Origin of the sequence: Streptomyces griseicoloratus (genome assembly GCF_014534645.1) — a bacterium.
Lineage (GTDB): Bacteria > Actinomycetota > Actinomycetes > Streptomycetales > Streptomycetaceae > Streptomyces > Streptomyces griseicoloratus.
Genome location: NZ_JACVQF010000175.1, coordinates 1 through 6,922 on the forward strand (window position 1 = coordinate 1; position 6,922 = coordinate 6,922).

General features: G+C 73.9%; 4 protein-coding genes. All 4 read right to left on the reverse strand.

Annotated elements, in window-relative coordinates; all coding sequences use genetic code 11:
- Positions 1-723, reverse strand: a 723-nt coding sequence (locus H0H10_RS08615; RefSeq protein ID WP_188180268.1) for a phosphocholine cytidylyltransferase family protein, incomplete at its 3' end; no start/stop codon positions are given.
- Between the two features lie 94 nt (positions 724-817).
- The gene (locus H0H10_RS08620; RefSeq protein WP_188180269.1) at positions 818-4,957 is read right to left on the reverse strand and encodes an Rne/Rng family ribonuclease; all 4,140 of its coding nucleotides are present in this window, start codon (positions 4,955-4,957) and stop codon (positions 818-820) included.
- 274 nt (positions 4,958-5,231) lie between these two features.
- On the reverse strand, positions 5,232-6,008 hold the full coding sequence (locus H0H10_RS08625) for a TIGR03936 family radical SAM-associated protein (RefSeq protein ID WP_188180270.1): 777 nt from the start codon (positions 6,006-6,008) through the stop codon (positions 5,232-5,234).
- 214 nt (positions 6,009-6,222) lie between these two features.
- Positions 6,223-6,922: FG-GAP-like repeat-containing protein (locus H0H10_RS08630; RefSeq protein WP_188180271.1), on the reverse strand; the 700-nt coding region annotated here is incomplete at its 5' end.

A 6,922-nucleotide genomic window follows, 5' to 3' on the forward strand; every position in this document is an offset into this window, starting at 1 on the left:
GGCGAGGTCGTCGTGGTTGTCGATCTCGACCCACTTGACGTCGCCGATCGGCGCCACGTCGACCTTGAAGCCGCGGTTCACCAGCTCCTGGTAGCCGTCCTCGTAGTACAGCTGCGGGTCCCGCTCGAAGGTCGCCTTCAGCGCGTCCGCCAGCTCGGCCGCCGCCTCGCCCTCGATCAGCGTGACACCGATGTACTCGCCGGTCGCCTCCGCCGGGTCCATCAGCTTGGTGATCCGCTGCACGCCCTTGTCCGGGTCGACGACGACCTTCATCTCCTCGTCGGCGAGCTTCTTCACCGTGTCGAGCGCGAGGATGATCTTCTTGCCGTCGCCGCGGGCCGCGAGCAGCGTCTTCTCCACGGAGACCGGGTGCACGGTGTCGCCGTTGGCGAGGATCACGCCGTCCTTGAGGGCGTCACGGCCGCACCACAGGGAGTAGGCGTTGTTCCACTCCTCGGCCTTGTCGTTGTCGATGAGGGTGAGCTTGAGGCCGTACTTCGCCTCCAGCGCCTCCTTGCGCGCGTACACCGCCTCCTTGCGGTACCCGACGATGATCCCGACCTCGGTCAGACCCACCTCGGCGAAGTTGCCCAGGGTCAGGTCCAGCACCGTGATGCCGTCCTCCGCGCCCTCGGGCCCCACCGGCACCAGCGCCTTGGGGAGGGTGTCGGTGTAGGGGCGCAGACGCCGTCCGGCGCCGGCGGCGAGCACGAGGCCTATCATCGCGGGTTTCTCTCCTTGCACGTGATTGTTCCGGGGACACGTGTGGTCCTGTCCGGAACGGACAGGACCACACGTTCGACAGCGGGCCGCTGCGTCAGCCTTCGTCGGTGGCGGCGGTGACCGAGTTCGGCGACTGCTGGGCGGCGGCCGCGGTCTTCTTCGACGCCGTCTTCTTGGCCGTGGCCTTCTTCGCGGTCGTCTTCTTGGCGGCCGCCTTCTTGGCCGTGGCCTTCTTCGCGGCCGTCTTCTTGGCCGCGGTCTTCTTGGTGGCGGCCTTCTTCGCCGTGGCCTTCTTGGCCGTCTTGCGGGCCGTCTTCTTGGCCGGGGCGGCCTCCTCGGCAGCCGGCTCCGCGGGGGCCTCCTCGGCCGGTGCTTCGGCCGCGGGTGCCTCGGCCACGGGGGCCTCGGCCGCCTCCGCCGGGGCCGACGGGACGACCACGACGGCCGCCTCCTCGGACGCGGTGGGCGTGGTGGGCTTCCGCACCGCACGGCGCCGGGGACGGGCCGGGGCGGCGCTCTCCGCGGCGGCGGGCGCCGGTGCCTCCTCGGCCGGCTCCTGCGGTGCGGCCTCCGCGGCCACCGCCGGCGCGGTCTCGGCGACCGTCACGACGGCGGCCTCGGCACCCGCGGGGGAACCTGCCGGTGCGGACACCTTCCGGGTCACCCGGCGGCGGGTGCGGCCCTTGGGGGCGGCCTCCTCCGCGGCGGGGGCCCCGGCGGCGGCCGGGGCCGGGGCGCCGGACACGGCGTCCTCGACGGCCGCGGGCTCGGCCAGCACCTCGGCGGCCGGCTCCTGCACCACCGGACGCGCGATCTCCTCCTCGACCGTGACGTCCTGCGCGGTCGGCCCCTCGGCCCGCGCCGCCTTCGGGGCGCCCGCCGGGGCGGACGCCCGCCGGCTCGTCCGGCGCCGGGTGCGGCCGCGGGTGGCGGCGGCCTCGGCCTCGGCGGCGCTGCTGTACAGCTCCTCGTCCGGGGTGAAGGCCGGCGCGGGGAGCGCGACCGGCTCGGCGACCTCGGCGGCCACCTCCGCCTCGGACTCGGTCTCCGCCTCCTGCTCCGCCGTCGGGGCGGTCTCGACGGCGGCCACGGCCTCGTGCTCCAGCGGCTGCTCGGCGGCACCGGCACGCGCCCGCTTGCGGCGCTTGCCCCCGCCGTTGCCGGCGGCGGCCGGCTGGTCGAGGTGGACGATGACACCGCGGCCGTTGCAGTGGACGCAGGTCTCGGAGAACGACTCCAGCAGCCCCTGGCCGACCCGCTTGCGGGTCATCTGCACGAGCCCCAGCGAGGTGACCTCGGCGACCTGGTGCTTCGTACGGTCCCGGCCCAGGCACTCCAGCAGGCGCCGCAGCACCAGGTCCCGGTTGGACTCCAGCACCATGTCGATGAAGTCGATGACGATGATGCCGCCGAGGTCGCGCAGCCTGAGCTGGCGCACGATCTCCTCGGCCGCCTCCAGGTTGTTCCTGGTGACGGTCTCCTCGAGGTTGCCGCCCTGGCCGGTGAACTTGCCGGTGTTGACGTCGACGACGACCATCGCCTCGGTCCGGTCGATCACCAGCGAACCGCCGCTGGGCAGCCAGACCTTGCGGTCCAGCGCCTTGGCGAGCTGCTCGTCGATCCGGTAGGTGGCGAAGACGTCGACCTCGGACGTCCACTTGGACAGCCGGTCGGCGAGGTCCGGGGCGACGTGCGCCACGTACCCGTGGATGGTCTGCCACGCGTCGTCGCCGCTGACGACGACCTTGGAGAAGTCCTCGTTGAAGATGTCGCGCACGACCCGGACGGTCATGTCCGGCTCGCCGTACAGCAGCGTCGGCGCGTTGCCGTTCTTGGCCTTCTTCTGGATGTCCTCCCACTGCGCCTGGAGCCGTTCGACGTCACGGCGCAGCTCGTCCTCGCTCGCGCCCTCGGCGGCGGTGCGCACGATGACGCCCGCGTCCTCGGGGACGATCTTCTTGAGGATGGTCTTCAGCCGGGCCCGCTCGGTGTCGGGCAGCTTGCGGCTGATGCCGGTCATCGAGCCCTCGGGCACGTAGACCAGGTAGCGGCCGGGCAGGGAGACCTGGCTGGTCAGCCGGGCGCCCTTGTGGCCGATCGGGTCCTTGGTGACCTGCACGAGGACGGACTGCCCGGACTTCAGGGCGGACTCGATACGGCGCGGGCCGCCGGCCATGCCGAGCGCCTCGAAGTTGACCTCGCCGGCGTAGAGCACGGCGTTGCGGCCCTTGCCGATGTCGATGAAGGCGGCCTCCATCGACGGCAGCACGTTCTGCACCTTGCCGAGGTAGACGTTGCCGACGTACGAGGTCGACTGCTCCTTGTTGACGTAGTGCTCGACGAGCACGCCGTCCTCCAGGACGCCGATCTGTGTGCGGTCGCCGTGCTGGCGCACGACCATCACGCGCTCGACGGCCTCCCGGCGGGCCAGGAACTCGGCCTCGGTGATGATCGGAACGCGGCGGCGGCCCTGCTCACGGCCTTCCCGGCGGCGCTGCTTCTTGGCCTCCAGGCGGGTCGAGCCCTTGATGGACTGCACCTCGTCGGACGGCTCGGCGGCCTTGCGGGGCTCGCGGACCTTCACGACCGTGCGCTCTGGGTCGTCGGCGGAGGGCTCGGCCTCGCCGGCGCCCTCACCGGCACGGCGACGGCGGCGGCGACGGCGACGGCTGCTGGTGGTGCCGCCCGCACCGGCCTCGCCCGCGGCCTCCTCGGCCTCTTCGGCGTCCTCCTCGGCCTGCTCGGCGGTGTCCTCCGCGTCCTGTGCGGCCTGCTCGGCGGCGACGCGCTCGATGTCGGTGTCCGCGGACTCGGCGTCGGCGGTCTCGCCCCGGCGACGGCGACGGCCGCCCCGGCGACGACGGCGACGGGAACCGGACTCCTCGGCCTCGGCTTCGTCGCCGTGGTCCTCGTCCGTCTCCTCGGCCTCGGGCTCCTCCTCGACGACGGTCTCGGCGGCCTGCTCCTCGGCCCCTTCCTCGGGGCCGGCGCCCCGGCGCCGACGGCGGCGGCGCGTGCCGGCGGGCTGCTCCTCCGGGAACTCGCCGGTCTCCTCGGGCGCCTGCGCCGGTTCGGCCTCGGCCGCCTCGGCGGCCGCTTCGGCGGCGGCCCGCTCGGGCGTCTGGAACTTGGGCTCGGCGAACACGGGCGGCTGGAACACGGCGACGGCCGGACGCGCGGGACGCGGCAGCGCTTCGCTCTCGTCGGCCGCCGCGGCGGCGGTCTGCGCCGGCTCCGCGAAGCCGCCGGCGGCCTTGCGGGTGGCCCGACGGCGGGTACGGCGCGGAGCGGCGTCCTCGGTCACGTCGGCGGCGGGTGCCTCGGCGGGCGCGGCGGCCTCGGGGGCCGGGGCGGCCTCGGGGGCCGGGGCGGCCTGCGGGGCTTCGGGGGCCTCGGAGGCGGGCGCTGCTTCGGCGGCCGGGGCGGCCACGCGCCGCGTGGCCCTGCGCCGGGTACGCCGCGGAGCGGCTTCCTCGGCGGTCTCGGCGGCGGGCTCGGCGGCAGCGGTGGGCTCGGCGGCCTCCGCCGGCGCCACGGCCTCGGCGGCCACCGGAGTCTCCGCCGTCTCGGAAGCGGCGGGCGCGGCAGGGGACGTCACGCTGCGCGTGGCACGACGACGCGTGCGCCGCGGAGCCGCTTCCTCGGCGGTCTCGGCGGCAGCGGCAGCGGCGGGCTCGGCGGCCGGAGCCTGCTCGGCAGCCACCGGAGTCTCTGTCGCCTCGGAAGCAACAGGCGCGGCGGGCGACGTCACGCTGCGCGTGGCACGACGACGCGTGCGCCGCGGAGCCGCTTCCTCGGCGCTCTCGGCGACAGCGGCAGCAACGGACTCGGCGACCGGAGCCTGCTCGGCCGGTGCCGGAGCCTCGGCGGCGGGCGCCGCCGGGACGACGGTCTCGGCCGCTTGCGCGGACGCGGGGGACCCGGCGGGCGCGGAGGCACGGCGCACCACGCGGCGGCGTGTGCGGGCCGCGGGCGCGGGCTCCCCGCCGGCCTTCTTCTCGTCCGAGGCCGCCTCGGCGACCTCGGTCTCCTCCAGGGCGTCCTCCGCCACGTCTTCGGCGGCCGCCGACGCCATCACCGGCGCGACGGTCTCCACCGGAGACTCGGAGGACCCCGCCGGCGGACCCGCCGGCCGGGACGCGGCCCTGCGCCGGCGACGCGGCGGCAGGGTGTCGCTGGGGGTGTTCGATTCGGAACCCGTTGAGGGCCCGGTGGATTCGGTTGGTTCGAGCATGCGGGCGTTTCTCCCGTCAGGCTCCCGGGCGCCGCGCCTGGTCCGGCGTCGAGCGTGTCGAAAACCGGTGACGTCCGCGGCTCGCGCGGTGCGCGTGTGCCGCCGTCCGTGGCGCGGGCGCCGCTCGGGAGCTCTCTGTGTCCTGTCTCGCCGGTTCCGTACGCCTTGTCGTGCACGGCCTGGCGAAAGTCTTGTGGTCGGTGCGCTGCCCGACCCAGGTGGCTCCCGAGTTCGAGGGCGGCGCTACGACGTCCGTCCCTACGCGGAACCTTCCTTACACCGGCGCCGTCGCGGCGGCAGTGGCGCCGGCCGTCTGGGGCTCGGTCGCTGCTGCCTCGCGGTCGGGCGCGAGCGGGTCGGTCACCGTGCCGGTCTCTTCATCGAGCAGCCCCTGCGCCAGCCTGGTCACCGCTGCGGGGACCGGCGGCGCCAGGTCGGCCACGGCTCGGAGACCGGACAGGACGTCGTCGGGTCGTACGGCAGGCGTCACGTGCCGAACAACCAGCCGCAGTATCGCACAGGGCCGGTCGGTCGGCCTATCAGCCGGCGAACGATGCGTTTGTGAGGTCTGGAGACTCACGACGGCCGAGCGGGCGTCGAACGTGCGGACGCCGCTCTTGGTCTTGCGCTGCACCTCGACGGTCTCGGCCGCTTCGAAGGCCGCGACGGCACGCTCGGCGTCCGCCGGCTCCACGCCGTCCAGCCGCAGCTCCCACACGGAAGCCGTCAGCCGGTCGGCGAGCCCGGACGTGCGGGCCTCGACCGCGTCGACGATGTCGAGCCCGGCGGGCAGCGACTCGTCGAGGAGCAGCCTGAGCCGCTCCGGGTCGCGCGCCTCGGTGAGCGCGATCTCCAGATACTCCGCCTCACTGCCCGTGCCGGTGGGTGCGGCATTGGCGTACGACACCTTCGGGTGCGGTGTGAACCCCGCCGAGTACGCCATCGGCACCTCGGCACGGCGCAGCGCACGCTCGAAGGCGCGCTGGAAGTCACGGTGGCTGGTGAACCGGAGGCGGCCGCGCTTGGTGTACCGCAGACGGATGCGCTGCACCGCGGGTACCGGCGGCGGGCCTTCGGGCTGTCGCTTGCCCAGTGTCGTTCAGTCCTTCGTGAGAGCGGTCGTACTGCTACCAAGAGTACGTGCCCCGGCGCCCGAAGGTTCCCGCCGGGCCACCGCCCGTGCCTTCCCCGGGCGGCCGCAGGTGTCCGCCGCACGCCGGCGCGGGCCCGCCCCAGGGAGGCCCGCGCCGGTTCGGACTCCCTGGTCAGGCGAGTTCGCTGCGTCCCCAGGCCCAGCTGCCGAACGCGGTGCTGTCCCAGGTCTTCACCGGCTTGGCGAAACCGGTACCACTGCTGGAGAACGTCCACAGCGCCGTACGGTTCGCACCGTCCGCCTGCGTGCCGTTGTCGTACAGCACCGCAACGTCACCGCGGCCGTCGCCGTCGAAGTCACCGGCGGTCACCTTGGACAGGTCCCAGTTCCAGCTGATGGAACCACTGCTGTCCCATGCCTTCACCGGCGCACCGAAACCCGACCCGGTGCTCGTCAGCGTCCACAGCGCCGTACGGTTCGTACCGTCGGTCTGGGTGCCATAGCCGTACAGCACCCCCACGTCACCACGGCCGTCACCGTTGAAGTCGCCGGAGACGACCTTCGACCGCTCCCAGTTCCAGCTGGTGAAACCGCTGCTGTCCCACGCCTTCACCGGCGCACCGAAACCCGGTCCGGTGCTCGTCAGCGTCCACAGCGCGGTCCGGTACGAACCGTCGGCCTGCCGGCCGTAGTCGTACAGCACCCCGACATCACCACGGCCGTCACCGTCGAAGTCGCCGGAGACGACCTTCGACCGGTCCCAGTTCCAGCTGATGGAACCGGTGCTGTCCCAGACCTTCACCGGCTTGCCGAAACCGGTCCCGGTGCTCGTCAGCGTCCACAGCGCGGTCCGGTTGGCACCGTCGGCCTGC

Excerpts from the sequence above, each read along its gene's own strand:
- H0H10_RS08620 (WP_188180269.1), bottom strand. The coding sequence starts at position 4,957 with ATGCTCGAACCAACCGAATCCACCGGGCCCTCAACGGGTTCCGAATCG.